19 protein-coding genes are annotated in these 22,615 nt (G+C 61.9%); 9 read left to right on the top strand and 10 right to left on the bottom strand.

What is annotated here, in order from left to right; translation table 11 throughout:
- Positions 1-92 precede the first annotated feature (92 nt).
- Entirely contained in the window at positions 93-1,268 is a 1,176-nt protein-coding gene (locus HTY61_RS04700; protein ID WP_175278425.1) for a cysteine desulfurase family protein, read from the bottom strand.
- Positions 1,269-1,460: 192 nt separating this feature from the next.
- Between HTY61_RS04700 and HTY61_RS04695 the strand changes: the two genes are divergently transcribed.
- A complete protein-coding gene (locus tag HTY61_RS04695) occupies positions 1,461-2,135 on the top strand; it encodes an alpha/beta hydrolase (RefSeq protein WP_246272929.1) in 675 nt (224 codons plus the stop codon).
- Here the strand turns inward: HTY61_RS04695 and HTY61_RS04690 are convergent.
- Positions 2,128-3,255, bottom strand: a complete 1,128-nt coding sequence (locus HTY61_RS04690) for an anhydro-N-acetylmuramic acid kinase (protein ID WP_175278424.1) — start codon at positions 3,253-3,255, stop codon at positions 2,128-2,130. The genes HTY61_RS04695 and HTY61_RS04690 overlap by 8 nt on opposite strands.
- A gap of 96 nt (positions 3,256-3,351) precedes the next feature.
- Between HTY61_RS04690 and tyrS the strand changes: the two genes are divergently transcribed.
- Entirely contained in the window at positions 3,352-4,602 is a 1,251-nt protein-coding gene (gene tyrS, locus HTY61_RS04685) for a tyrosine--tRNA ligase (RefSeq protein WP_175275700.1), read from the top strand.
- Positions 4,603-4,607: 5 nt separating this feature from the next.
- Here tyrS and HTY61_RS04680 read toward each other — a convergent pair whose 3' ends face one another.
- Positions 4,608-8,225, bottom strand: coding sequence for a hypothetical protein (locus tag HTY61_RS04680; RefSeq protein ID WP_487345368.1), 3,618 nt, complete (start codon positions 8,223-8,225; stop codon positions 4,608-4,610).
- Between HTY61_RS04680 and bcp the strand changes: the two genes are divergently transcribed.
- From bcp to HTY61_RS04665, 3 genes are all read left to right on the top strand, one after another.
- Positions 8,134-8,604 (top strand): thioredoxin-dependent thiol peroxidase, encoded by a 471-nt coding sequence (gene bcp / locus HTY61_RS04675; RefSeq protein ID WP_175275698.1) that lies wholly within the window; start codon positions 8,134-8,136, stop codon positions 8,602-8,604. The two genes, HTY61_RS04680 and bcp, sit on opposite strands and share 92 nt — an antisense overlap.
- Before the next feature lie 19 nt (positions 8,605-8,623).
- Positions 8,624-9,439, top strand: a complete 816-nt coding sequence (locus HTY61_RS04670; protein WP_175275697.1) for a ferritin-like domain-containing protein — start codon at positions 8,624-8,626, stop codon at positions 9,437-9,439.
- An 89-nt stretch (positions 9,440-9,528) separates the two neighbouring features.
- A complete protein-coding gene (locus HTY61_RS04665) occupies positions 9,529-10,806 on the top strand; it encodes a M23 family metallopeptidase (RefSeq protein WP_175275696.1) in 1,278 nt (425 codons plus the stop codon).
- Between the two features lie 7 nt (positions 10,807-10,813).
- Here HTY61_RS04665 and recJ read toward each other — a convergent pair whose 3' ends face one another.
- The 5 genes from recJ to HTY61_RS04640 all read right to left on the bottom strand — a co-directional run bounded on the left by recJ (position 10,814) and on the right by HTY61_RS04640 (position 16,875).
- On the bottom strand, positions 10,814-12,592 hold the full coding sequence (gene recJ, locus HTY61_RS04660) for a single-stranded-DNA-specific exonuclease RecJ (protein ID WP_175275695.1): 1,779 nt from the start codon (positions 12,590-12,592) through the stop codon (positions 10,814-10,816).
- Positions 12,593-12,649: 57 nt separating this feature from the next.
- On the bottom strand, positions 12,650-13,642 hold the full coding sequence (gene glpX / locus HTY61_RS04655) for a class II fructose-bisphosphatase (protein WP_175275694.1): 993 nt from the start codon (positions 13,640-13,642) through the stop codon (positions 12,650-12,652).
- A 126-nt stretch (positions 13,643-13,768) separates the two neighbouring features.
- The gene (locus tag HTY61_RS04650) at positions 13,769-15,085 is read right to left on the bottom strand and encodes a homoserine dehydrogenase (RefSeq protein ID WP_175275693.1); all 1,317 of its coding nucleotides are present in this window, start codon (positions 15,083-15,085) and stop codon (positions 13,769-13,771) included.
- Positions 15,086-15,133: 48 nt separating this feature from the next.
- Complete coding sequence (locus HTY61_RS04645) at positions 15,134-16,351, bottom strand: LL-diaminopimelate aminotransferase (RefSeq protein WP_175275692.1); 1,218 nt, start codon at positions 16,349-16,351, stop codon at positions 15,134-15,136.
- Positions 16,352-16,434: 83 nt separating this feature from the next.
- On the bottom strand, positions 16,435-16,875 hold the full coding sequence (locus HTY61_RS04640) for a hypothetical protein (protein ID WP_175275691.1): 441 nt from the start codon (positions 16,873-16,875) through the stop codon (positions 16,435-16,437).
- Positions 16,876-17,052: 177 nt separating this feature from the next.
- Between HTY61_RS04640 and HTY61_RS04635 the strand changes: the two genes are divergently transcribed.
- The 4 genes from HTY61_RS04635 to radC are packed head-to-tail and all read left to right on the top strand — an operon-like array spanning position 17,053 to position 21,249.
- Complete coding sequence (locus tag HTY61_RS04635) at positions 17,053-18,885, top strand: PHA/PHB synthase family protein (protein WP_175275690.1); 1,833 nt, start codon at positions 17,053-17,055, stop codon at positions 18,883-18,885.
- Complete coding sequence (sfsA, locus tag HTY61_RS04630; RefSeq protein ID WP_175275689.1) at positions 18,882-19,583, top strand: DNA/RNA nuclease SfsA; 702 nt, start codon at positions 18,882-18,884, stop codon at positions 19,581-19,583. The genes HTY61_RS04635 and sfsA overlap by 4 nt, the downstream gene beginning before the upstream one ends.
- A gap of 23 nt (positions 19,584-19,606) precedes the next feature.
- Positions 19,607-20,434, top strand: coding sequence for a type I methionyl aminopeptidase (map, locus tag HTY61_RS04625; protein WP_175275688.1), 828 nt, complete (start codon positions 19,607-19,609; stop codon positions 20,432-20,434).
- Between the two features lie 38 nt (positions 20,435-20,472).
- Positions 20,473-21,249, top strand: coding sequence for a RadC family protein (gene radC, locus HTY61_RS04620; RefSeq protein ID WP_175275687.1), 777 nt, complete (start codon positions 20,473-20,475; stop codon positions 21,247-21,249).
- Here radC and HTY61_RS04615 read toward each other — a convergent pair.
- Both HTY61_RS04615 and HTY61_RS04610 read right to left on the bottom strand, forming a co-directional pair.
- Positions 21,246-22,034 carry an ATP12 family chaperone protein gene (locus HTY61_RS04615; protein WP_428978276.1) on the bottom strand — a complete coding sequence of 263 codons (789 nt, stop codon included), beginning with the start codon at positions 22,032-22,034 and terminating at the stop codon, positions 21,246-21,248. The two genes, radC and HTY61_RS04615, sit on opposite strands and share 4 nt — an antisense overlap.
- Before the next feature lie 71 nt (positions 22,035-22,105).
- A complete protein-coding gene (locus HTY61_RS04610) occupies positions 22,106-22,579 on the bottom strand; it encodes a tetratricopeptide repeat protein (RefSeq protein WP_175275686.1) in 474 nt (157 codons plus the stop codon).
- Positions 22,580-22,615 lie beyond the last annotated feature (36 nt).

The raw sequence follows: 22,615 nt of genomic DNA, 5'->3' as shown, positions 1-22,615 counted from the left end.
CTCGGTCAATCGAAATAGGTGATAATCCAGTTTTGAAAAGTTCTAAAGTGAAAATATGACTTTATGACATATGTTTTCCCCAAGCCGGTTTCTCAAGCCCCGGCAGGGTGGTTTTTCTCGCGAGCCCGCGCAACGATCGCACCGAGTTCGTCGCGAAACCGGACAAGAACGCCCTCCTCCGTCTCCGGCCCGAAGGAAACGCGAATGGCGCCATCGTCGGTCTGCGCCCCCATTGCGGCCAGCACGTGGCTCTTGCCGACCTTCCCGGAGGAACAGGCGGATCCGGAGGAAAGCGCGATCCCGGCGAGATCGAATGCGATTTGCGCCGTCTCGGCCTTCACTCCGGGAATGGTGAAAAACAGGGTATTGGCCAGCCGCGGTGCGTCGCGCCCGTGAATGATGGCATCCGCTGCCACCTCGAGCACCGCCTGTTCGAAACGGTCGCGCAGATCCGCGCAGACGGGAAACTCCCCGAGGCGCTGCGCAGCAAGTTCGGCCGCCGCGCCGAATCCCGCAATGTTGGCGACGGCTTCGGTGCCACTGCGATGGCCTCTCTCCTGCCCTCCGCCGGATATCAGCGGCATCGGCATCATCAGGTCCGAATGCGCGACGATTGCACCTGCGCCCTTGGGACCGCCAATCTTGTGCGAAGACACGATCAGAAAGTCCCCACACCCATCTGATATATCGACAGGAACTCTCCCGAGCGCCTGCACGGCGTCAACCACCAGGACTCCGCCTCGCGACTTCACGAGAGTCGCAATTTCGGCAATCGGCTGTATCACGCCGGTCTCGTTGTTCGCCCAGTGAATGGCGACCAGCGGAAGTCCCGCTCCCTTGTCATGACCCGCAAGCGCATCGTCCAGCACATCCAGGTCCAGCAAGCCCGTTCGCGATACCGGCAATCTGGTGACGTCCTCCGGCGCGAACCTTCCCCCGGCCAGGATGCAGGGGTGATCCGCCTGCGACACGTAAAGCTTTGAAAATGCCAGTGGCGACCGACCGAAGGAATATCGGGGGCTGAGCAGCGTCGCGGCCGCCTCCGTGGCCCCGGAGGTGAAGACGACATGGTCCGGTCTGGCATTCACCAGTGCGGCAACCTGCCGCCGCGCCTTCTGCAGGCTTGCCTTTGCCGCCCGTCCCGACGCATGAACGGAAGACGGGTTGCCGTGGATTGAAAGCGCGGACAGCATCGCCTCCCGCGCTTCGGCCAGGAGCGGTGCTGAGGCGTTGTAATCGAGGTATATGGCCTTCATTCCCGACGCCATCAGCCAAGAAACGATCAATTTCCTTGAATTTTCCGGTCCAAACACCTTATGACAGCGACCTTGCGTCCAATGACGCTGCCAATCTGGAACCGTATGAACTTGTCATAGTGATGCCGTTCACCACCGTCAACCAAACCGAAACGGCGCCTCATGCGCCCGACATCGAACGACTCACAGCAACACGGAGCATCCATGCCTGAGGTTATATTCGCCGGACCTGCGGGCCGGCTCGAAGGCCGTTACCAGCCGTCGTCGGAGAAGAACGCGCCCATCGCGCTTGTTCTTCATCCCCATCCGCAGTTCGGGGGGACGATGAACAACCAGATCGTCTACAACCTGTTCTACATGTTCCAGAAGCGCGGCTTCACCACCCTGCGCTTCAATTTCCGCGGCATCGGTCGCAGCCAGGGCGAGTTCGACCACGGTGCAGGCGAGCTGTCGGACGCCGCGGCCGCGTTGGATTGGGTGCAGTCGCTGCATCCCGATTCGAAGTCATGCTGGATCGCGGGCTATTCCTTCGGCGCCTGGATCGGAATGCAATTGCTCATGCGCCGACCGGAGATCGAGGGTTTCATCTCCATCGCGCCGCAGCCGAACACTTACGACTTCTCTTTCCTGGCGCCGTGCCCGTCATCCGGCCTGATCATTCACGGTTCGGAAGACAAGGTTGCCCCTGCGAAGGACGTTCAGGGTTTGGTGGACAAGCTGCACACACAGAAGGGCATTCTGATCACCCAGAAGACAATTGAGGGTGCGAACCACTTCTTCTCCGATCACATGGAGACATTGATGGACGAGTGCGCAGACTACCTGGATGCCCGCCTGCGCGGCGAGCTGGTGCCCGAAACGGTCAAGCGGCTCAAATAGGCCGGCACGATACACCGCCTGTCACCGGCCTGTCGCAACCTGTCGTCGTCGGGAAGGTCAGCGGCAGGCCCTTCATCGAACGAACCGCAAGATAGGCCCAAGCTTCGGCCTCCATCATGTCGGCATTGAAGCCTGCCTCGCCGGCGGTCGCGATCACGACGCCGCGGCCCGCCACGGCACGCAGGGAGGCCATGATTGCCCTGTTCCGCACGCCGCCACCTGACACGATCCAGAGCGCGGGCGGCACCTCAAGCCTTTCAGCCGACTTGACGATGGCCGCTGCTGTCAGCATCGCCAACGTCGCGGCTCCGTCGGAAAGCTCCATTCCGGCCACGCCGTCCAACGTGAAATCGCCGCGGTCCAGCGACTTCGGCCCGTCCTTCGCGAAGAACGGCGCGGACAGGTAGCGCTTCACGACGGCCATGTCCGCGTTTCCCTCGCCGGCGATCCGCCCGCCATCATCGAAGGGAACACCCGCTTGTTGCTCCATCCACTGATCGATCAGCATATTGCCGGGCCCGCAGTCGAAGGCCATCGGCGGCTGCCCGCATGCAATGAAGGTGACGTTGGAAATTCCCCCGATATTGACGAAGGCCACCGGCCCGAACCCCGGCTCGAGCGCAGGCGGGAGGTTCATGGCCAGAGCCGCATGATAGACAGGCACGAGCGGCGCGCCCTGACCACCATGTTTCATGTCATTGGCGCGCATGTCCGATACCACCGGAATGCCCGTATAGCGCGCCAGCAACGATCCATCGCCGATCTGGAGGGTCAGCCCCTTTTCCGGCCGGTGCAAAACCGTCTGTCCGTGGAACCCGATGACATCGACGCTGTCCTGCGCGATGCCGTATTCGTCCAGGAACGTCTTGACGGCATCGGCATGGTGCATCGTCAGACCCCGCTCCAGTTCCGCGAGGGTTCCCGGCCGCTCTTCGCGCGTGCCAATCGCCTGCGCGTCCGCCAGCCCGACCTCGATGCGGCGCCGGAAGTCCGCAGCATAGGGAACGGAAAGGCAGGGACCACGACGATCGACGCGAATTCCATCCGTCTCCACCATCGCGACGTCGATTCCGTCCATTGATGTACCACTCATCAGGCCGATCGCCCGCATCATGCCCATTCCGGCTGCTCCTTGTCCGTACTCGCCTTTTAATGCTAAAGCCGCGCCGCGCCGAGCACCACCGTGCGCTCCTCCCCAAGCATGCAGGCAAGCAACATGTCCGGTTACAAATCCGATTTCCTTCGTATCCTCGACGAACGCGGTTTCATCCACCAGATTTCCGATGAAACGGGCCTTGACGAACTTCTCTGCAAGGAAAGCGTTACCGCTTATATTGGCTTCGACCCGACGGCACCGAGCCTGCACGCCGGCTCGCTGATCCAGATCATGATGCTGCACTGGTTCCAGCAGACCGGCCACCGCCCGATATCACTGATGGGCGGCGGCACGGGAATGGTTGGCGACCCGTCTTTCAAGGACGAGGCCCGCAAGCTCATGTCGGTGGATCAGATCGAGGAGAACATCGCTTCTCTCAAGCGGGTATTTTCCCGGTATCTCGATTACGAGGACAGCGGACGCCCCGCGCTGATGATCAACAACGCCGACTGGCTCCGTTCGATCAACTACCTCGAATTCCTGCGCGATGTCGGGCGCCATTTCTCCGTCAACCGCATGTTGTCCTTCGACAGCGTGAAGCTGCGGCTTGATCGCGAGCAGTCGCTTTCCTTCCTGGAATTCAACTACATGATCCTTCAGGCTTACGATTTCGTGGTGCTCAACCAGCGCTATGATTGCCGGTTGCAAATGGGCGGCTCCGACCAGTGGGGCAACATCGTCAACGGCATCGACCTCGGCCACAGGATGGGCACGCCGCAACTCTATGCCCTCACATCACCGCTGCTGACCACTGCGTCCGGCGCGAAGATGGGCAAGTCTGCCACCGGCGCCATCTGGCTCAATCCCGAAATGCTGTCAGCCTATGACTTCTGGCAATATTGGCGAAACACCGAGGATGCCGACGTTTCGCGCTTCCTGAAGCTCTACACAACGCTGCCGATGGAGGAGATCGAACGGCTTTCGGCGCTGGGAGGTTCGGAAATCAACGATGTGAAGAAGATCCTCGCCACCGAGGTCACGGCCATCCTGCACGGCCGCGAAGCGGCCGAGCAGGCCGCCGAGACGGCGCGCAAGACATTCGAGGAAGGCGGCGTTTCCGAAAATCTTCCGGCAATCGAGATTCCCGGTTCGGAACTCAAGGCCGGGATCGGCATGCTGGCTGCCTTCGTGCAGGCCGGCTTGGCCGCGTCCAATGGCGAAATGCGCCGCCACGTGAAGGGCGGCGCCGTTCGGGTCAATGACGAGCCTGTTTCCGACGAACGCATGATGCTCGACGAAAGCCACCTGCGAGACGGTGTCATCAAGCTTTCGCTGGGCAAGAAGAAGCACGCTCTCGTCAAGCCGGTATAGGACGGTCAGCGAAACTCGAAGATCGAACGGAAAACGCCGGGAGCGATCAGCGACAGCGGATTGACCGTGATCTTCGGTTTCTTCGCGTCGCCGGCCAAGAGAAAAGTCACACCTATCAGAGCTCGATCGCTTCCGTTTCCTAGCACCAGCCCGACAATCGGAACATTCGAAAGCAGGCTGTTGATCGCATATGCCGGCATGAAGGTGCCGGCGATCCGCATCTGCTCGTTTTCGTCGTAGACCGTCCCTCGGAAGGTCGCGCCCACCTCGGGTCCGCGAATAATGGCGTTCTCGATTTCAAGGATCGAAGGTGCGAGGGAAACGGTTGCAGACGCCTTCTCGAATCTGATCTCGCGTGTATCGATCTCTTTCCCGATCGCTTCGTTGATACTTGCAGATTCGCCCGCTTTCGTCGAAACGAGGGCGTTCAGCCTCGGTTCGTCGAAGACTCGAAAGTCGTTGAGATCCACCGTGCCGGACAGCCTATCCGACCCGTTTCCCGAGAGCGCCAGGGTGAGGACCCCGCCGCGAATCTGCCCGTAAATGTCCAGAAAGCGCAGGACTTCCCCGCCATCGAGCGCCTCGAGTCGTACGGTTCGGTCTCCGCGGGCTCCTCTCAGCGAAAAATTGACCGGGAATCCCGCGGCGGATATGGCCGAAGCCGTTAGCTCGGTTACCGCGGTGCCGTCGTGGCGCATCACGACCTCGAGATTCCGCAAGGATTCATCGCCGAACCCTTGGACCTCCGCGATTTTCGCGGTCAGGTCGACCGGCGTTCCCTTGCCGCTTCCCTTTGCGCTTAGTTCCTTGCGTATGTGGCGGATCAAGGCACGCGCATCAAACGATGTACCGCTTATGGATATCTCCAGACGCCCCCCCTTGCGGTTCACGGAAACCGAAATGTCGTCCGTCGGATTGAGGCTAACCTTGGCAAATCGGGCGGATTTCACCCCCGACGGACCGGTCGTGATGTCGCCACGCGCTGAAAAGCTGCCGCCATCCAGTGAAAAGTCGCTAATCCGCGTCTCCCCGTCATTCGACACAAGATCGAACGACGCCTCCGCCTGAACGCCAGTGCCTTTCGTCCACCCGATCCATGGCAGGAACAGCGCCGCGTCTTTCAGGTCTGCGTCGATGGAGACATGCCCGTCATCTCCTCCCGACTTTACATTCAGCACCGTCAGACCCTTCACGATATCGCCAAGCCCGGGTGCGATTTCTTGCCGGTCCGTATCGGTCAGTTTCAGCAGGATGTCGCGGGACGCCTCTATCTGCGCGCCCCCGAAGGGCATGATCATAGAGATTTCCGCGGGGAATCCGTCGATTTTTCCACTGACGTCAATGTCGGCTCGACGCCGATCGATCTCGATCCGGCCACTCATTTCCGAAAGCATTCGCCCCTCGAACGGCGTTGACAGTGCGGCGTTTCTGACGTCGAGCGTGACGGTCCAGTCCGGCGGCGGCGCCCCTTCACGCCGATTGAGAGCGAAACGCATCTGCACCCGTGCATCGGCCTCTCCGGACAATTCCTCGGGTCTATAGTCGCGCAGTTCTCTCGCATTTATTGGCCGGTACGAAATCAGTTCGCCAAGCGCATCGGCCGTGCCGGCAACCTTCACATCCATGTCCGCGAAGACCAGGCCATTCTCGTCCTTGGGATGGATCACCAGCCGACCATCCGAGGCATCGGCAGTCCGGCCACTCGGCAGATACGCGGTACCGCTCTCAAGCAAAATGACAGTTTCCCCGTCCTTGAACTCCACCCTGCCATTCGCATCGCGCACCGGTGGAATGTCACCGGCGACATCGAAGCGCACCCCCTCGACACGCAAGGACACCTCGGTGTCGCCCTTCAATTTTTCGTCCGATCCCTCGACGCGCCGCCGCAGTGGTTCGGCGATCAGGAAATCACCCTCGACGACCCGCCCGCCGGCGAGGTTTGACAGCACCCACCGGCGCGCGGCGCGAGCCACCGAACCCGGCCAGAACTGCTTGACGCCTGCCAGATCGAAATCGCTGACGGATAGGGCAAAGATGGCGCTGGGTACCGCGGTGGTGAAATCGAGTGTTCCCACGCCTTCGGCATAGCCGGCTGAAGATTTGATCTCGATACGCGAGATCTCTGCTTTGCCCTCTTCCGGCGCGATGGTGCCTACCGAACGCGCGGCGAACCTCACCGGGGGCTCCGGCGAATCCAGCGGATTGCTGATTGCATCGTTCAGCAGAATTTCGAACTGAAAGTCGCGCGTGTCACCTGCAATCCCGCTATCGGATACATCCCTGATCCCACCCGACAGAACCCCCGAAGAACGGCCAAAGCGGACCGGCGATTCCAACAGTGACAAGACACGGCTTTCCGGCATCCAGGAAAATTTCAGGCGCCCCGAAAGATCGACAAAATCGCCTTCGTCCAGTTTGAGCGGCACCGTTCCGGGATCGATTTCGAATGTGAGTTCATCAGGGACATCCCCCGGCATGCGTCGCGCGATGAACGCGACACTCGCCAGGACCGGTGGATGCGTGAGACCGGGAGAATGGTCTTCTTCGACCGCTGAGAACAGGGTGCGCAAGGCACCTATTGGCAACGGTACGCCATCAGCCTTGAGCGATACCGAAATGTCGTTCGGGCTGTCGCGACTCAGAATTGCCAAGACCTGTATGTCTTCTCCCCTGAAACTGATTTCTGCATTGAGAGCACGTTGTCTCGGCCGCGCGAGGATCTCGGCCTTCTTGACAAGAATTTCCCCTGTGGGAACGCCGGGTCCCGTCAAGCGCATCTCGGAGATTTCGATTCCTACCGGAGAACCGTTGACCGTGGTCTGCTCGAAGAGCCTGTTCGTGGAATCGAAGAGGAGACCAAGGGCAGTGTGGATTTCCGAGATCGCGGGGATTCCCTCGGTATTGCCGATCGGACCTGGAAGTCTGATCTCCACACCAGAGAGCGAGAGGCTGCGTACCTGCGGCTTTCCGCGCAAGGCGGAGATGGCTCGCACGCCGAGACGCATTGCATTCGTGCTGAACACCAGCTTGCCCGATTGCTTATCGGTCAGAACCAGTTTTTCGAGCGATACACCAATTCCGTCCAAACCTTTGACACCGAATTCCGCTCCTTCAATCTTTGCTTCGAGGCTTTCCGGTAGCAGATCGGCAAGGGAATTGACGGCTTCACGTTCTATGATCGGTGCAAACAGACCCGACTGCAGCAAGCCGAGCAGAACCAGCGGAACCGCGAGCAATCCCAGGAGGCTTCCCAGCAGCCAGCGCCGCCGACGGCGTCTTCGCGGGCGCGAGAACAGCGGGCTGCGCAGCGGCGGTGCCGTTTGCGCGCAAGAGGACGGCAATGAACCTAGGCGTCGTCGCGCGGAACCGAACCTCATCTTGTGAACGCGTTCGATGTTCAATTCAGTCGTAGAGCTCCCAGCTGCCCCCCGGTTGTGCCTTCGGATGCACATGACCGGGTTTGACGGAACCACTTTGCACAATATACCGCTGGCTGTCGCGAACCATGCACAATAATCCGAAGGAAATACGATGACCCAGATCGCCGAAGGATCGATCGCACCGGACTTCTCCCTGCCCGCCGGCGACGGCACGACGGTTAACCTGGCATCCATGCGCGGCAAGATTGTGGTGCTCTACTTCTACCCCAAGGACGACACCAGCGGCTGTACGCGCGAGGCCGTCGACTTCACCACCCTCAAGCCGGAGTTCGACACGATCGGAGCGGTCATCCTCGGCGTCTCACCGGACAATCCGACCCGGCACGAGAAGTTCAGCGCCAAGCATGACCTCGCTATCACGCTAATATCCGACGAGGAAAAGAGCGCGGCGCAGGCCTATGGCGTCTGGGTCGAGAAAAGCATGTACGGGCGAAAATACATGGGCATCGAAAGATCGACCTTCCTGGTCGATCGCGAAGGCCGTATCGCACGCGCCTGGCGCAAGGTGAAGGTCGCCGGCCACGCCGCCGAAGTGCTGGCCGCGGCCAGGGAACTGGCATGACTCCGGCGAGGCCAGGAAGATGACGGAAAGCCTTCGTGCCGCAGCGACCGAAGCCCTCGCAGCAGCGAACCTAAACGACAAGGTGGCCATCACGCGCCGCGCCCAGGCCCAGTGGCGCGAACGGACATTGTCATTGCGCACGCCTTCCGATCCGCCGGTCCCGGCACGCCCCGGCCGGCCGGATCGCCCCGAACTCGTGCCGCCGCGCATGTTGAAGAAGCGCTCGCTGAATACCGTGCGCGGCCGTATTGCCCTCATGCACGCTCTCGCCCATATCGAACTGAACGCCATCGATCTCGCCCTCGACATTGTCGCCCGCTTCGCGTCGATGCAGATACCGAAAAGTTTTTTCGACAACTGGATGCAGGTCGCCGACGACGAGGCCCGTCACTTCACCCTCCTGCGCGACCGCCTCCGCTCGCTTGATGCCGACTATGGCGACCTGCCCGCCCATGATGGCCTCTGGCAGGCAGCGATGGACACGCGCGGCGACCTGGTCGCCCGCCTTGCGGTTGTCCCCCTTGTACTCGAGGCTCGCGGTCTGGATGTCACCCCGGGTCTTGCCGCCAAATTGCGGTCTTTCGGCGACGAGGAGACGGCGGCGATACTCGATGTCATCTACAATGACGAGAAAACTCACGTCGCCGTCGGTGCCAAGTGGTTCCGCTTCTTCTGCGTCCGGCAAGGCGTGAACGCGGCAGATCGGTTCCGCACACTGGTCCGCGATCACTTCCACGGGCAGATAAAGCCTCCCTTCAATGATCGGGCGCGCTCTGCAGCCGGACTGACACCGCTTTTCTACCGCTCGCTGTCATCGGCCGCCATGTCGCGATAGGTCCGGAGTAAGACGTAACGGAAGGGCTTTGTTAACCCTAATAAAGTGTAATCGGGCAACGCCATATCCAGCATTCGCGATGGTTTGCCTTGAGTAACACTGCAGTCTTCGGAAAACGCAAAGAACCTCATACGATAATCATCGCCCGCGGCGACCGGATCAGTCATTTTACCGTCCGTCCGTGGCTTGCGGCGCTGTTCGCGACAGTGCTCGTCGCGGTCGCCGTAGGCTATCTGCTTGCGACGAGCTATCTCGTATTGCGCGACGACATGCTGGGCGCGGCGATCGCACGCCAGGCGCGCATGCAACATGCCTACGAAGACCGCATTGCCGCATTGCGCTCTCAGGTCGATCGGATCACCTCCTATCGGCTGCTGGACCAGCAACTCATGGAAACGAAGGTCGCCGAACTGCTTTCGCGCCAGTCGGTCCTAGCAAAGCGAAGCTCGAGGTTGGCCCCCCTCCTCGACCAGGCCCGTGCGAGTGGCATCGCCCCCCAAGGAGGCAGGCTCGATCCGGCCAGTATCCCGGTTCCGGCGATCCGCGAAGAACCCGACGGTTCGAAACGCACACTCTTCCGACCGCAGACACCGGTACGTGCCGGCACCGATCAGGCGGCCGCCGAGAGCCCGGCTGAAACGCCCGGAGACGGCACGACGCCAGTTATCGCGCTTTCGCGGCTCGGCTCGTCGCTCGACGACCTTGAAAGCGACCAGATAAATCAGATCAGCGCCCTCGCATCGTCGGCCCGTGCCCTTCGCCGCAAGATCGTCACCGACGCGAGAAACGCCGGGCTGCCGCTGCAGGTACCCGCTCCCGAAACCGAAGGAACCGGGGGACCATTCATTCCTGCGCGCGTGGAAGATACGGCTCCGGAAGTCTTCGAGAATGAACTGGAGGCACTCAACCGGGAACTCGAGGCGCTCGAAAACATTCGAGGCAAGCTCCGCGCCTTTCCGATTTCCAATCCCGCCCCGGGCCATCGATTAACCAGCAATTTCGGATATCGCCGCGACCCGATCATCGGAAAATCAGCCTTTCATTCCGGTATCGACCTTTCCTTGAAGACCGGATCGCCGGTATACGCCGCCGGCTCCGGCACCGTTGTCAGGGCCGGCCGCAATGGCGGATACGGCAACATGGTAGAAATCCGTCACGCAGGCGGGTTGACGACGCGCTATGCGCATCTGAGCCGGATATACGTCAAGCCCGGCCAGACCGTCGCGGCCGGCGAGAAGATAGCCGCATCGGGATCAACCGGCCGATCGACCGGTCCGCATCTTCACTTCGAGGTGCGTCGCAACCAGAAGGCGGTCAATCCGATGACATATCTGGAAGCGGGAAGGCGTCTCGGGCCTTATTTGTGACGGGGCGCTAGGGCGACGACGCGGCATCGAGAACGCGCATCTGAGGCGTTCTCCGGCCATTCCAGTGATTGATGGACAGCGTACCGGCAACATGCACCGGCGCACCTCTCCTGTCTGACAGGAAACGGCCCAGCTCGCTGTCCGCCGCGCGAAACGCGATCGCATCCAGCTGCGAACGGTCCTCGGCCATCAGCCGCAGTTTCAGATGCCCGTTTCCGACCACCGCGGACGAGGCTATCCGGTGGTTCGGAAGCACGAAAACGGGTTCCGGATTGCCCGCCCCGTAGGGACCGGCCTTCTCGATCTCGCCGATCATCTCTACGGTCGCGCCCCGTGCGGTCATTGCGGCATCGATAGCCTGCGTCTCGTTATCGAGAATGGAACTCACGGCTGCCGCCGCCTTCTCCTCGAAATAGGCGCGCAACTCGCCGAGCCTTTCCTGCTCGACCGTAATGCCCGCCGCCATGGCATGTCCGCCGCCCTTGACCAACAGGCCCGCCTCCACGGCGCCGCGAACGAGTTTCCCCATATCGAATCCGGGAATGGACCGCCCCGACCCGGTTCCCTTGCCTGAAGGGTCCAGCGCAATCGCAAACGCCGGCCTTCGGGTATGTTCCTTCAGGCGGGCGGCGATCAGCCCCACAATGCCGGGATGCCAATCCCTGCTCGAAGTGACAACCACCGCCGGCGGCATGCCGGACGCCATTTCGCGCTCGGCTTCCGCCTTGGCTTCCTCGACCATCTGCGTTTCGATGGCCTGTCTCTCCTTGTTGAGCCTGTCGAGCTCCGCAGCGATCTCGGCAGCACGGTTCGGATCGTTTTCGCTCAGCACCATCGACCCCAGCGCGGCGTTTCCGATACGCCCGCCGGCATTGATGCGCGGTCCGATAAGGAAGCCGAAGTGGAACGGATTCAGAGGCTCGCCAATCGACGCGACGCGGGCCAGCGCCGCCAGGCCCGGATTGCCGAGATGGCGCGCGGCCACCAGCCCCTTGGCGACGAACGCCCTATTGAGGCCGGTAAGCGGAACGACATCGCAAACCGTGGCCAGCGCCACCAGGTCCAGCATGGCCAGCAGGTCCGGCAAGGGCGAAACGCCCCTGGCACGCAGTTGCCGCGAAACCTCGACAAGGGTCATGAAGACGACGCCCGCCGCACACAGGTTCCCGAGCCCCGAAAGGTCGTCGTCCCGGTTCGGATTGACCACGGCCGCGACTTCCGGAAGCGGCCCGCCGACCTGGTGATGATCGAGCACGACGATGTCGCCTTCCCGGCCCGCGATGGCATTGAAGGCTTCCGCGCTGTTGGTGCCGCAATCGACGGTCACGATCAGCGAGGCCCGCGCGCCAAGCTCCTTCATCGCGTTCGGATTGGGACCGTAACCCTCGAATATCCGGTCCGGGATATAGATCTCGGTCTCAACACCGAAAAAGCGCAAGTAACGCGCCAGAAGCGCCGCCGAGGATGCACCATCAACGTCGTAGTCCCCGAATACGGCCACGTGCTCGCGCTTGTTCACCGCGTCCGCGATCCGCGTAGCGGCATGTTCCAGGTTCGTGATCGACCGCGGATCGGGCATCAGGGACTTGATTGTCGGGTCGAGGAACTCAAGCGCGCGATCCACCGCAACGCCGCGACCGGCCATTACCCGAGCAAGAATATCGGATATGCCGTGGCGCTGCGCAATATCGAGCGCCACCTGCGCCTGGGCAGGCGTCATTCGATCGATCCAGCGTCGCCCCTTGGCGGAGCGCTCCACGCCAAGAAAAGCAGGTGCCGAGCTCATGCGGCTATGTGAGCCGCGCAGCCGGCGACGTCAAGCCGCCGGCAGGACAATCCATCGTCAGAACTTGTCCATGTCCTGGTGGCGGGCCTTGATCTCGCGAACCGTCTTGGAAGACGAGCGCATGACAATGGTTTCGGTCTGGATATAATTGCGCATGAACCGGACGCCGCCGATCATGTTGCCGTCTGTAACGCCGGTCGCCGCGAAGATGACCTCGCCATGCGCCATCTCGAGGTGACTGTACACCTTCTTCGGATCGGCGATCCCCATACGCTCCGCGCGCGCGAGCTTTTCGTCGGTATCGAGAACCAATCGCCCCTGCATCTGGCCGCCGACGCAGCGCAAGGCCGATGCAGCCAGCACGCCTTCCGGCGCGCCGCCAATTCCCATGTAGATGTCGATCCCCGTTTCTTCCGGCGCTGACGTGTCGATGACGCCGGCGACGTCGCCGTCGCCGATCAACCGGATGGCGGCACCGGTCGCGCGGACCGCCTCGATCAGGGCGCTGTGGCGCGGCCGGTCGAGTATGCAGGCAGCGATTTCAGTGACCGGCACGCCCTTTGCCTTGGCAACCGCGTTGATATTGTCTTCCGGCGAAGCATCGATGTCGATGATCCCAGCCGGGTATCCGGGGCCGACGGCGATCTTCTCCATGTAAACGTCCGGCGCGTTCAGCAACGCGCCCTTCTCCGCGATGGCGATGACGGCCAGGGAGTTCGGCAGGTTCTTGGCGCAGATCGTCGTGCCTTCCAGCGGATCCAGCGCGATATCGACTTCCGGCCCCGTGCCGGATCCGACCTCCTCGCCGATATACAGCATCGGAGCTTCGTCGCGCTCGCCTTCGCCGATCACCACGGTGCCGCGAATTGCGAGGCGGTTCAGCTCGGAACGCATTGCATCAACGGCGGCCTGGTCCGCGGCCTTCTCGTCGCCGCGCCCGCGCAGACGGGCGGCCGACACCGCGGCCCGCTCGGTCACGCGCGCAAGTTCCAGCGAGAGTTCGCGTGTCAGCCCGGCTCGTCTGGAACCGGTATTCGGCTTGTCGTTCATGCGGTTATCCTCGCCCTCGTGATTTTCGCATCCGTTTAGACGCACTCCGCACGCCCGCGCAACAGCGCGACAGCCGCCTTTTGGAAGTAAATCCCGATCTAATCGATTTTGATGCAGGAAGCTGCTTCAGCCTGCTGGCTCGATGCGAATGACCTGCGGCTTCGAGACAAGGTGCCCGTCGGCCAGCACGGCATCCAGGGCGGCGCGGATATGCGATTCGGTGGTCTCGTGGGTGACAAGTACCACATTTTTCATGGCATTCTCCTCGCCATTCGGCGAACCGTGCTGGACGATCGATGCGAGCGAGATGCCGTTTTCGGCCATGTGGCCGGCGAGTGAGGCAAATACTCCGATGCGATCGTGAACCGTCATCCGAATGAAGTAGCCGCCGGCATGCGTCGATATTTCCGCGCGCTGATAGGGCTCCAGCTCCTCCGCCGGACGGCCGAACACCGGCGCCTCCTGGTGACCGGGGCGCGACTTGGCGATATCGGCGATATCGCCAATAACCGCCGATGCCGTCGCATCGCCGCCGGCACCGGGGCCCGACAACAGGAGCGAACCGACGGTATCCGCCTCGATCGCGACCGCGTTCGTGACGCTGTCGACCTGCGCGATCACCGACCCGAGCGGAACCATGGTCGGATGAACGCGCTGCTCGATCCCCGTGGCCGTCCGCTGGGCGACGCCCAGAAGCTTAATGCGGTAGCCGAGTTCACGCGCAGCGTGAATGTCGGAAAGTGAGATGTTGCTGATTCCCTCGACATAAATCTCGTCGATCGCGACTTGTGTACCGAAGGCCAGGCTCGTCAGGATCGAAAGCTTGTGCGCCGTATCAAAGCCCTCGATGTCGAAGGTGGGATCCGCCTCCGCATAACCGAGCCGCTGCGCATCGGCGAGGCATTCCTCGAAAGAGATTTCGTCCTGTTCCATCCGCGTCAGGATGTAGTTGGCCGTCCCGTTCAGAATACCGTAGACACGGCCTACATCGTTGGCGGCCAGCGACTCGCGCATCGTCTTGATGACCGGAACACCGCCGGCAACGGCGGCTTCGTAGTTGAGGATCAGTCCCCTTTCCTCCGCCGCCAGCGCCATTTCTACGCCATGCCGGGCCAGCAAGGCCTTGTTGGCCGTCACGACATGCCGACCGCTTTCCAATGCGGCGCGAATGCCGTCCAGCGCCGCGCCGTTTTCTCCGCCGATCAGTTCCACGAACACGTCGATCTTGTCGGACTTCGCCAGCGCGACCGGCGAATCGAACCATTCGGCACCCGAGAGATCGACGCCCCTGTCCCTGTCTCGGTCGCGCGCGCTGACGCCGGTGATCGCGATGGGACGCCCGCACCTGTGCAGCAGGGAATTCGATTTGTTAGTCAGTATCCGGGCGACCGCCGCCCCGACCGTGCCAAGTCCTGCAATACCGACGCGCAGCGGCTCGCTCATGAAACCACCCTTCCGGATGTGAAGTTACCGATGAAATGCCCGCACGCGTCAGCGGCGGGCGTTTAGCGTGACGACGTTGTGCAAATTTCCGTTCGTCGATGCAAGGAAGCGTTTGATGTTCCTTGCCGCCTGCCTGATGCGGTGCTCGTTCTCCACGAGGGCGATACGGACATGGCCGTCACCGTGTTCGCCGAACCCGATGCCCGGCGATACCGCGACATCTGCCTTCTCGATCAGCAGCTTGGAGAATTCCAGCGAGCCCATTCCCTTGAAAGGTTCCGGGATCGGCGCCCAGGCGAACATGGTGGCCTCGGGCGCGGGAACCTCGAACCCGGCGTGGCGGAAGCTCTCGACCAGCACGTCACGCCGCTTGCGGTAGGTATCGCGGACCTCCGCGATGTCCGAACCGTCGCCGTTCAGCGCGGCGGTGGCGGCCACCTGTATCGGCGTGAACGCCCCGTAGTCGAGATAGGACTTCACGCGAGCCAGCGCAGCGATCAGCCGCTCGTTCCCGACCGCGAAACCCATGCGCCAGCCGGGCATGGAGAAGGTCTTGGACATTGATGTGAACTCGACGCACACATCCATGGCGCCCGGCACCTGCAGCACCGAGGGCGGCGGCTCGTCGCCGAAATAGACTTCGGCGTAGGCGAGATCCGACAGCACGATGATCTCGTGCTTGCGCGCATATGCGATCACTTCCTTGTAGAAATCGAGGGTCGCCACGAACGCGGTCGGATTCGACGGATAGTTGAGAATCAGGGCCAGCGGCTTCGGGATCGAGTGTTTCACGGCACGTTCGAGTGCCGGTATGAAGCCGTCGTCGGGCTCGACCGGCATCGAGCGGATCACGCCGCCGGACATGATGAACCCGAAGGCGTGAATCGGATAGGTCGGATCGGGACAGAGAATCACGTCGCCGGGAGCCGTGATGGCCTGGGCCATGTTGGCGAAACCTTCCTTCGAGCCGAGCGTCGCGATGACCTGGCTCTCGGGATCGAGCTTCACGCCGAAGCGGCGCGCGTAGTAGGCGGCCTGCGCCTTGCGCAGCCCCGGAATACCCTTGGAGGAGGAATAGCGGTGGGTACGCGGATCGCGCACCGTCTCCACGAGCTTGTCGACTATGGCCGTCGGGGTCGGCAGGTCCGGGTTCCCCATGCCGAGGTCGATGATGTCGCGCCCCTCCGCGCGTGCGGTCGCCTTCAGCCGGTTGACCTGTTCGAAGACGTAAGGCGGCAGGCGGCGGACTTTGTGAAATTCTTCCATTGTCGGTTTCCTCGGCATTTCAAGGCGCTATAGCGCTTTCGCATCCGGAAATCGAGAGAGCGTTTTCGTCGAAATTGAGGCGTTCACTCTTCGATCGTGTCTATCGCGGCCTGGGAATGCGTCGCCGCCAGGTGACGCAGTTCCGCCAGCCGGCGCTCGTAATCCGCACGTGAAACGCCACCCTTCGCCTGCGCATCGGCCAGCGCCTGCATCTCCAGAAGAAGCGCATCGCGTTCGGCATCGGTCATCTGCGCCACGGCGCCACCCGGCTCGACATTGATATTGGGATACCGACCCGTCAGCGCGGGCTGTCCGGTCCCAAGAGGGATCATCGCCTGCGGCGCGTCCGCGACTGAAGCGTCCACCACTGCGACATCGCCCATCGGCTGCGCAGAATCGGGCAGCGGCGTCAGGCTTTCGACGGCCGCGGCTTGGGGCACGGCGCGATCGATCGCGTTCCCGCCGGCGCATCCGGAGAGCGCGAGAAAACCTGACGACAGTAACGTAATACCAACTCTGCTCATGTTACCTTGCGGCATCCTTTACGGGTTCGGTTCATGGGCGCCGTCGGACACGCCCATCGCAGCCGACCAAGGTCCCATGACACGCCGCTTGCCGTGTGTCATCAATGCAAAATAAAATGGCGGCACAAAGAAGTCCGTTAACAACGGGCGAAATTGGCAATTCGAGGCGAAAGTGGAATGGCAGAAAAGAAGAAAGATGCGCCGACCCAGCCTCGCGACCGCAGTCCGATCGACGCCTATGTCATAAGGGACCCCGAAACCTTCGCGCGCAATCTCGCCCGGATGATCGAGGAGGCTGGCCACGCCGCCTCGGCATGGATCAAACCGCGCGAGGCCGGCGAGAAGACGGACACCCTGGCCGAGCCGATGGCCGATGTCGTCAAGACCCTGTCGAAAGTTTCCGAATACTGGCTGTCGGAGCCGCAGCGCGCCATCGAGGCGCAGACCCGGCTGTTCTCAGCCTACATGGACATCTGGTCCAATTCCATCAAGCGGATGGGCGATCCGTCCGCTTCCGAGGTCGTATTGCCCGAAAAAGGCGATCGTCGCTTCACCGACGACGATTGGCGCGACAACGCGTTCTTCTCGTTCCTCAAGCAGACCTACCTGGTAACCTCGAAATGGGCGGTCGATCTCGTCGAGAATGCCGAGACGCTGGACGAGCACACCCGCCACAAGGCGTCCTTCTACGTCCGGCAGTTGGCCAACGCGGCATCGCCCTCGAACTTCATGGTCTCCAATCCGGAGATATTCAAGGAAACCGTGGCATCGAACGGCGCCAATCTCGTCGCCGGCATGAAGATGCTGGCCGAGGACATCGAGGCCGGAAAGGGCGACCTGAAGCTCCGCCAGGCCGACGGCTCCGCGTTCACGCTGGGCGAGAACATCGCCGTCAGCGCGGGCAAGGTGATCGCGCGAAGCGATCTGGTGGAGGTCATCCAGTACGCGCCGCTTACCGACAAGGTCCTCAAGCGCCCGCTCCTGATCTGCCCGCCCTGGATCAACAAGTTCTACATCCTCGACCTGAACCCGGAAAAATCCTTCGTGCGCTGGGCCGTCGAGCAGGGCCACACGGTTTTCGTGATGTCCTGGGTCAATCCCCGCAAGGAACACGCCGACAAGGACTGGAACGACTACATCGACGAGGGGATCACCTTCGCCCTCGACGCGGTGGAAAAGGCGACAGGCGAAAAGAAGGTCAACGCGATCGGCTATTGCGTCGGCGGCACCCTGCTTGCGGCCGCGCTGGCCTTGTACGCCCGCGAGGGCGACGACCGTATCGCAACGGCAACGCTGTTCACGACGCAGGTGGATTTCACCAATGCGGGCGACCTGAAGGTATTTGTGGACGAGGACCAGCTGGAATCGCTGGAGCGCCAGATGCGGCGCGACGGCTATCTCGACGGATCGAGGATGGCGACCGCGTTCAACCTGCTGCGCTCCGGCGACCTTGTCTGGCCCTATGTCGTGAACAACTACATGAAGGGCAAAGAGCCGATGCCCTTCGACCTGCTATACTGGAATGCGGACGCCACCCGCATGGGCGCGGCGAACCATATCTTCTACCTGCGCAACTGCTATCACGAGAACAACCTGGCAAACGCGAAGATGGTTCTTCACGGCGCACCGGTATCACTCGCGGACGTGAAAATCCCGATCTACAATCTCGCCGCCAAGGAAGATCATATTGCCCCGGCTGTCTCTGTATTCGAGGGCTCGAAATGCTTCGGCTCGAAGGTGACATTCGTGCTGGGCGGCTCGGGACACATCGCCGGGGTCATCAATCCGCCGCACCGAAACAAGTACCAGTTCTGGTCGGGACCGAAGGTCGCGGGCGAACTGTCCAAATGGATAAAGAAGGCGAAGATGACCGAGGGCTCGTGGTGGCCGCACTGGCAGGCATGGATAGAGAAGCACGATGACGAAAGGGTACCCGCGCGAAAGAAGCTCGGCGGCAAGCTGAAACCGCTGGAGGACGCACCGGGTTCATATGTCCGCGAACGCACGTGAAGTTTCCAGCCCCGCTCGTTCCCGGCCGTCTTGAACGGCGCTACAAGCGCTTCCTCGCCGACGTGCACCTCGAGGATGGCACGTTTGTCACCTGCGCGGTTCCCAACACCGGTTCGATGATGGGGCTGACCGATCCGGGTTCGCGTGTCTGGCTGTCCACTTCCGACAACCCGAAACGCAAATACCGCCATACGCTCGAAATCGTGGAAGCAGACGGGACCATGGTCGGCGTTAATACCGGCCTGCCGAACCGGCTTGTGGAGGAAGCGATCCGTGCCGGCATGATCGCCGATCTCGCGGATTTCGCGGAACTGAAGCGCGAGCAGAAATACGGAATGAAATCCCGCATCGACATTCTTCTCAGCGATCCGGCGAAGGGCCTTGCCTATGTCGAGGTCAAGAACGTGCACATGATGCGCATACCGGGCCTCGCGGAATTCCCCGATACCGTGACCGCTCGCGGTGCCCGTCACCTGGATGAAATGGCCGATATGGTGCGCGCCGGCCATCGTGCCGCGATGGTCTACCTGGTCCAGCGAAGCGACTGTTCGGAGCTGAGGCTCTGCCGCGATCTCGACCCGGCCTATTGCGCCGCCTTCGACCGCGCGGCATCCGCCGGGGTTGAAGCTTTTGCCATTCGGTGCCAAATCACCCCAAACGAAATCATTCCGGAAAAGACCATTCCCCTCGGGGAATGAACTGCCGCGATCGGAGCGCGTTCATGGTAACCTATCTCGAAGCCGAACTGGCGCCGGTAAAGAACACCGGCCAGATCCGCCTGCATGGTGAGGAAGCTTTCGAGGGGATGAGGCGAGCCTGCCAGCTGACGGCCCGGGCGCTCGACGAGCTGGTGGACAGGGTCAAGCCCGGCGTGACCACGAACGAGATCGACCGCTTCGTCTTCGAATTCGGAATGGACAACGGCGCCATCCCGGCAACGCTCAACTATCGCGGATATACCAAGTCCTGCTGCACCTCGATAAATCACGTGGTTTGCCACGGCATTCCGAACGACAAGCCGCTGCGCGAGGGCGACATCGTCAATATCGACGTGACCTACGTGCTTGACGGCTGGCACGGCGACTCGTCGCGCATGTATCCCGTCGGGGAGATCAAGCGCGCCGCCGAACGCCTGATGGAGGTCACGCACGAATGCCTGATGCTCGGTATCGCGGCCGTCAAGCCGGGTGCGCGCATGGGAGCGATCGGCGAGGCGATTCAGAAACACGCCGAAGCCGCCCGCTGTTCCGTGGTTCGGGACTTCTGCGGCCACGGCGTCGGCCGGCTGTTCCACGACGCGCCGAACGTGCTGCACTACGGGCGTGCCGACGAGGGCATCGAGATGCGGAAGGGTATGATCTTCACCATCGAGCCGATGATCAACCTTGGCCGCCCACACGTTAAGGTACTTTCCGACGGCTGGACCGCAGTCACGCGGGACCGCAGCCTGACGGCACAATACGAGCACACGGTCGGCGTTACCGATGACGGTTGCGAGATTTTCACGCTGTCGCCGAAGGGTCTCGACCGTCCCGGCCTGCCCGATTAACCTGTCGTCACGGGCATGTCGCCGAAACGGGGGCAAGCATGGCAGACGAACCCGACGAACGGCACATATTTCTCGGAGAGTTCGCCCCTCCGATCGTACCACGCCCGCGCGCGGAGGCCGCGCCTGCAAAGCCCCGAAAGGCGCCCTCGCCCCATGCCGGTCACCGTGAGCGCCTGCGCGCGCGCTTCAAGGACGCCGGCCCGACAGCATTCGCTGACTATGAACTCCTGGAACTGCTCCTGTTCCGCTCCGTTCCGCGCCGCGACACCAAACAGCTTGCGAAGGCTCTCGTCGACCGGTTCGGTTCGTTCGGGGCGGTGCTCGGTGCCGATCCCAAACGGCTCATGGAAGTTCCCGGCGTCAAGGAACAGGTAGCAACCGACCTGAAGATCGTGGCCGCGGCTGCACAAAGGATGCTGAAGACCGAGATCATCAGGCGCGAGGTGCTTTCCTCGTGGGATGCCGTCATCGCCTACTGCAATGCAACGATGGCGCACGAGGTCCGGGAGCAATTCCGCATCCTGTTTCTCGACAGGAAGAACGCCCTGATTGCCGACGAGGTCCAGCAGGTGGGTACCGTCGACCACACGCCGGTCTATCCACGCGAGGTGATGCGCAGGGCCCTCGAATTGGCGGCGACCGCCATCATCCTGGTTCACAACCATCCGTCAGGTGATCCGACGCCATCGCGCGCGGACATCGACATGACGAAAAGAATTGCCGAAGCCGGCGTGCCCCTGAACGTCACCGTTCACGACCACATAATCATCGGCAAATCGGGTCACGTCAGCCTGAAGGGACTAGGCCTCTTCTAGCCGGCGAGTGCCTTTACCAGGCGGTCGGCGGCATCCATCTCCGCCCAGCGCCGGGTCCTGCGCTCCTTTGCCTCGGCATCTTCACCCCATTGCGAAATATTCCAATCCTCGTCGACATGGGCGGCATCCCACGCCTCCCGTGCGGTCAACTCGCCCTTCCTGACGGCAAGTGCCAGCAAGGCGGACCCCGTCAGGGTCGTCATGGAATGGATCGCCGCCAGCACAACGGGATCGTCCACCTCCTTAAGATGAACGCCCAGCGCCGTGAACAACTCCCGCGGCTGCTCCACGTGGATGACGCCTTCGGCGAGGTTCAGTTGTATGCCCGCAAGCCGCTCGGCCCATTCCACGACCGGGTCCCAGGATCTGCGCTGCCTCTCGACAAGTTCCCTTGGACTGTCTGCCCGGTAGAACAGCAGATCGGACCCGCTGAAGCGCAAAATGTCTTCCAGCACGGATTGCATGTCGGACGCGACGCCATCGAATGCGGTGTTTGCCAGCCGGTAGCACGGCATCGTTGCCGGGTCGATTTCCTCGCCCTGTGCCTCGAACTCCTTGGCGACAAGCGCCGCGGCGCCCGCCGTGGCAAAAGCCAGTGCATTCTTTCCCGGAGTCTTCACGGCCCGCCCGTCCAGCAGGACGTGGAAAGCACCGTCCCGTTCACCGGTCGAGACCTGCTCGTAGAACCGCTTGGGAAGCTGACGGCGCATGTTCGCCTGCGCGCTCGCCATCGGATCCCGGGGCTTTTGATCGTCAGGGTCGGCAAATGAAAGAATGTCGCGCACGAAAAATCCATCCGGCTCGTTTCAGACGCGCCGGATAGACCATGTCATTCGAAGCAATGCAAGGTCGTCGCTCAGCCTTCGGTCGCGAGCTTCCAGTTTCCCTCGATGATCGGATTGCCGGGCGCAAGCGCCATCGCATCCGCGAGAATCCGGCGCGCCTTGTCCATGTCGCCGCGCAGGATGTAGGAATAACCCTGATTGTTCAGGATCGCCGGCTTGCGTCCGGCAAGCTTGATCAACCGGTCATAGGCGCGGTCGGAGAGATCGAAGCGCCCCAACTGATCGTAGGCAGCCGCAAGGCCGAGCCACGCCTCGCCATTTTCAGGCGTTGCCTCGACGGCAAGGCGGAAGTTCTTCTCGGCAAGTCCGTAGTTTCCCGCGGCAAACTGCTTTCGGGCAAACGCGATCTTGCGGCTGGCAAGATCGCCCTGGCCATTCGCGTTGTTGCCCAGCGCAAAAGCACTGTCGATGGAATCCGTCTGGCAGCCGGCAACCGCACCAGCCAGCAGCACAACCGCCAAAAGCCGAGATGACGTCCTGATCATTTGCAGTCCCCGTTTGATCCGTCCGGCTTCCCGGAT

The sequence above is a fragment of the Oricola thermophila genome (assembly GCF_013358405.1).
GTDB classification, from domain to species: domain Bacteria; phylum Pseudomonadota; class Alphaproteobacteria; order Rhizobiales; family Rhizobiaceae; genus Oricola; species Oricola thermophila.
This window is presented reverse-complemented; position numbering and strand designations above follow the sequence as displayed.

Coding starts and splice junctions, on each gene's coding strand:
- HTY61_RS04635 (WP_175275690.1), top strand. CDS start 17,053: ATGGCAGAAAAGAAGAAAGATGCGCCGACCCAGCCTCGCGACCGCAGT.
- HTY61_RS04645 (WP_175275692.1), bottom strand. CDS start 16,351: ATGGAAGAATTTCACAAAGTCCGCCGCCTGCCGCCTTACGTCTTCGAA.
- recJ (WP_175275695.1), bottom strand. CDS start 12,592: ATGAGCTCGGCACCTGCTTTTCTTGGCGTGGAGCGCTCCGCCAAGGGG.
- radC (WP_175275687.1), top strand. CDS start 20,473: ATGGCAGACGAACCCGACGAACGGCACATATTTCTCGGAGAGTTCGCC.
- HTY61_RS04650 (WP_175275693.1), bottom strand. CDS start 15,085: ATGAGCGAGCCGCTGCGCGTCGGTATTGCAGGACTTGGCACGGTCGGG.
- HTY61_RS04610 (WP_175275686.1), bottom strand. CDS start 22,579: ATGATCAGGACGTCATCTCGGCTTTTGGCGGTTGTGCTGCTGGCTGGT.
- HTY61_RS04700 (WP_175278425.1), bottom strand. CDS start 1,268: ATGGCGTCGGGAATGAAGGCCATATACCTCGATTACAACGCCTCAGCA.
- HTY61_RS04690 (WP_175278424.1), bottom strand. CDS start 3,255: ATGGGCATGATGCGGGCGATCGGCCTGATGAGTGGTACATCAATGGAC.
- tyrS (WP_175275700.1), top strand. CDS start 3,352: ATGTCCGGTTACAAATCCGATTTCCTTCGTATCCTCGACGAACGCGGT.
- bcp (WP_175275698.1), top strand. CDS start 8,134: ATGACCCAGATCGCCGAAGGATCGATCGCACCGGACTTCTCCCTGCCC.
- HTY61_RS04695 (WP_246272929.1), top strand. CDS start 1,461: ATGCCTGAGGTTATATTCGCCGGACCTGCGGGCCGGCTCGAAGGCCGT.
- map (WP_175275688.1), top strand. CDS start 19,607: ATGGTAACCTATCTCGAAGCCGAACTGGCGCCGGTAAAGAACACCGGC.
- HTY61_RS04640 (WP_175275691.1), bottom strand. CDS start 16,875: ATGAGCAGAGTTGGTATTACGTTACTGTCGTCAGGTTTTCTCGCGCTC.
- HTY61_RS04670 (WP_175275697.1), top strand. CDS start 8,624: ATGACGGAAAGCCTTCGTGCCGCAGCGACCGAAGCCCTCGCAGCAGCG.
- glpX (WP_175275694.1), bottom strand. CDS start 13,642: ATGAACGACAAGCCGAATACCGGTTCCAGACGAGCCGGGCTGACACGC.